Source organism: Pseudomonas aegrilactucae, from assembly GCF_019168305.1.
Classification (GTDB): Bacteria; Pseudomonadota; Gammaproteobacteria; order Pseudomonadales; family Pseudomonadaceae; genus Aquipseudomonas; species Aquipseudomonas aegrilactucae.
Window position 1 is genome coordinate 1 of the sequence record NZ_JAHTBI010000136.1, and the last position, 3,450, is coordinate 3,450.

Annotated in this window: 2 protein-coding genes; both read right to left on the minus strand. The window is 58.1% G+C overall.

The genetic code is table 11. The features are described from left to right. Positions 1-147: 147 nt before the first annotated feature. Positions 148-534: a hypothetical protein gene (locus tag KUO17_RS25785; protein ID WP_217978383.1), complete on the minus strand. Its 387-nt coding sequence runs from the start codon at positions 532-534 to the stop codon at positions 148-150. Beyond that, on the minus strand, positions 535-3,450 hold a 2,916-nt coding region (locus KUO17_RS25790), incomplete at its 5' end, for an RHS repeat protein (RefSeq protein WP_255263803.1).

The window sequence follows — 3,450 nt, forward strand, 5'->3', positions numbered from 1 at the left end:
TTGATCGGAGAATCCCTAGAAAACGATATCAAGCCCACCTACCTCAAGCTCCTTGCCGCCCATCGCAGCCAATCCTGTAACAAACTCAAACTGGCGACACTGCACCGTGCCACTTAAACCCACCCAAGCCTTTATTAAACCTACCCGCTACTCATCTAGCTCCAGCACCTCCACTCTCTCTCCTATGACGTAACACGTACTGTATTTTCTTATCGCCTCCAGCGATACTGGGATATCTCCAAAATCCCCATCAACCTCCACACACCACTTATCGCCAAAGCTCAACAACTTCACACGCGAGCAAATAACATTAAAAGCGCCAGCCTCAAACACAGACCGCACTTCACTAACACCATCAATAACTATTCGTACAGTTCGCCACACATCACCCTCAAGTGCATAGTTCCTAGCATACATCTCCATCTTTATCTTCAATGCATCTGCTTGAAAAAAATCATATTCAAATGTTTTAATCAAACCATCATCGAAACCATAATAGTCATCGAATATTTTTCTTGCTGCTTCGTTAAGCATTTACGAACCTCTTATCGGCTGTGAGGGTTCAGTACCTGGTGGAATGACGCTCCATTCTTTAGGGACTTGGTTCGGCGGAATATGAACCGCACCTGGTCCATGCCCGCTTTTTATATTTCCAGGCGGAGTTAATATATGACCATGACCGGGAGGAGCTCCTACACCATGCTGTTTAAAGTCAACATGCCCTATAGCTAACCCATCATCATTGTAAATCGTATTCTGCACTGCTTTGCTACCGTCGCCACTTAGCTTTGTATATACACTATTAGGCTCTCCATTAGGCTGCCCTGCTCCTGCTCCCCACACATGAGTCAAGCCACAATCTTTTTGACTCGAAAGACCATATGGATCAATCCAATTTATTGGACTAATAGCATAGGCATAAAGATTTAATCCACCAGTGTAGCTTATTGGATCCTGCCCGATAAACCGCCCAACCTCCGGATCATAGTACCGATACCGGTTGTAATGCAGCCCCGTCTCATGATCGTGATACTGCCCCTGGAAGCGGATCGGGTTGTTCAACCCCACCTGTTTCGCCCAGGCCGAGCGCTCTTGTTTAACCTCGCCCCACGCCTTGTACTGCGCCGCCCACGCCACCTCACCGTTGTGGTCGGTCAACTCCATCGGCGTGCCCAGGTGGTCGCACTGGTACCAGGCAATTGCATCCAGCGGCTGCGGCTTCTTCGCCTCCTGCCACAACGGGTCCTGGTCGATGTCGTAGTTGCGCCCGCTCCAGTCCGGCTGCTTGTGCAGGCGTATCGGCGCCTTGCGCAGCGCCTGTGCAACCGGCACGAAGCTGCCCGGTTCATACAGGTAATGCACCGTGCGCCCGGTATCACCCTCATCCTGCGCAGGAGAGCTTTCCCAGGCGAGGGTATCGCCATCCCAACCGAACAGGGTGAAACCGCAGTTCAGTTCCCGCTGCCGCTTGGCCCGCTCCAGTTCGTTCCAGCCGGTCCCCGCCTGAGGCTTGTTCCAGTAATGCGCGGTCGAATGCTTGTGCAACCGTCGCCCAAGGGCGTCATAGCTGTACTCGACCTTGAGCTTGTCGTCGCTGTACGCCTGCAAGCGGTCGAACAGATCCCAGGTGAATTTCGCATGCACACCGTTGTGCAGCCGATGGCTCAGGTTGCCCCGCTCGTCATAGGTGTAGTGCGTGCCCGCGTATTCGCGCAGCAGGTTGTCCATCAGCCGGTTGCGCTTGGGCGTGCGTTCCAGCGGCCGGGTCGGCTCGTGGTGCTTGTCGTCCAGCAGGTTGCCGGCCGGGTCGAAGGCGAAGGTCTCCACGCCCAACCGGCTGGTGGCCTGCAGCAGCCTACCCACCGGGTCGTACTGATACGCCAGCTGGCCGCGACGGGTATCGTGGATATCCGTCAGTTGGCCAACCGCGTCGTACTGGTACTCACGCTTGAGCAGCGTCGCCTTGCCGTCCTGGCTGCCCAGCAGTTGTTCCTGCAACCGCCCCGCCGGGTCCCATGACTGGCTCTGGCTGAGCCTGTTGCCCTGATGCCGCATCACCTCGCGGTGCAGGTCGTCACGCTCGTAGGCCAGCAGCTCATGGTGATCGAAGGTCATGCCCAGCAGATGGCCGCTGCCGTAGGTCAGCCAACTGACCTTGTGCCCATCCGGGCGCAGGGTCGAGGTGCGGTGGTTGAGGGCGTCGTACTCGTGCTGCCACACCGCGACCATCGGGGTACCGGTGGCCAGGTAGTGCTGGTGTTCGCGGGTAAGGTTGCCCGCCTCGTCATGGAACCACTGCAGCTTGCTCGCCGCGTTGATGGCCTGGATCAGCTTGCCGTTGCCGTCGTAGGCAAAGGTTTCCTCCTCGCGCTGATCGCCCTGGCTGGCGATGCGGGAGGTGAGGCGACCGACCGGGTCGAAGGTGACGTCGATGCGCCGTTGCCCAACGTGCGTACTGGCCAGGCGGCCCGTGTGTGCGTCGTATTGGTAGCGGGTAGTCAGATCGTCAAAGCCGGTCTGCTCCAGCAACCGCCCGACCGGGTCATAGCGGAAGTTGGCATGGCTTTCGTTTTCGTTTTCCAGGCCCGTGAGGCGGCCCAGTTTGTCCCAGCGGTAACGCAGGGTGTTTTCTGCTGCATCGACCCTTTCGGCGAGCAACCCGGCAGCGGTGTAGGTCCAGGTAGTGCAGCGGTCGAGGGCATCGACGTGCGCGAGCAAGCGACTTTCGGCATCGCGCTCGAAGCGCTCTTCGGTCTTGTCCGGGTGGGTGACCTTGGCGAGCTGACCGGCCTTGTAGTCGTACTCGGTCTTGTTGCCTGCCGCGTCGGTGAATAGCACCAACTGCCCAGCATCGTCATACGTCCATTTGCTGGTCTTGCCCGAGCAGTCGGTGTACTCGACCAGTTGCCCGGCATCGTTGTACGCCAGCGCCTTTTCGTTGCCGTTGGCGTCCTTGATCGCCTTGACCAGGCCGGACGGCGTGTAGGCAAACTCGGTCTTGTTGCCCAGTGGGTCGACCGTTTCGCTGAGGTTGCCCTTGAGGTCGTAATCTCTGGTCCACAGGCCCGCCTCGGCGTCGCGGATCTTGATCGGGCGACGGCGGTCATCGTAGGCAAAGTGCACCTGGCTATGGTCGGCACGGATATGCCGCACCACACTGCCCTGCTCGTCGTAGTCGTAGCGGTCTTCGGTGCCATCGACGTAGACATGCCGCACGATGTTCTTGCGCTCGTCGCGGAAGATCCATTCCGAACGCTCGTCGGGATAGCGCACGCGGTACAGGTGGCCAAGGATGTCGTAGTAGTACCAGGTCTCCTGCCCGTGGGCGTCGGTGACGTAGGTCAGGCGGATGTTCTTGTCCCACTCCAGACGGATCTCGTAACTGCCGTCGTCGGCCCATTCGCGCACGGCCTTGGCCATAGCAGTGGAACCATCCCACTCCAGGTTCAT

What these genes read in the sequence shown, in the direction of transcription:
- KUO17_RS25785 (WP_217978383.1), bottom strand. Translation starts at nt 534, where the DNA reads ATGCTTAACGAAGCAGCAAGAAAAATATTCGATGACTATTATGGTTTC.